This window comes from Kineococcus sp. AC630, from assembly GCF_979255925.1.
Window position 1 is genome coordinate 1 of record NZ_CEEDMJ010000082.1, and the last position, 272, is coordinate 272.

At 74.3% G+C, this 272-nt stretch carries 1 protein-coding gene; it reads right to left on the reverse strand.

Going from position 1 to position 272, the window contains the following annotated elements:
* A partial coding sequence (locus AC0I8G_RS25935; RefSeq protein ID WP_471732510.1) for a GMC oxidoreductase occupies positions 1-272 on the reverse strand: 272 nt, incomplete at both ends.

Sequence of the window (272 nt, forward strand, 5' to 3'; positions counted from 1 at the left end):
TCGGCGATCCGCAGACCCCGCACCCCGCGCACCCGCAGTTCCGGGTCGCTGACCGCCATCGGGTCGGAGTCCGGGCCCATCTTCGCGCTCGCGCTGGGGGGGTAGACGGTGTTGTGGGTCTTCTTCACGTAGTCGGCGATCTCGTCGTCGGTCACCACGTCCCGGCCCGGGGCGGAACTCGCCCCGGCCCACCCGGCCATCTCGGCCGGCGCGACGCTCCTCCGGGCCAGCCGGATCCCGGCGGTCATGACGGCGAGGTCGTGCCCCTCGGG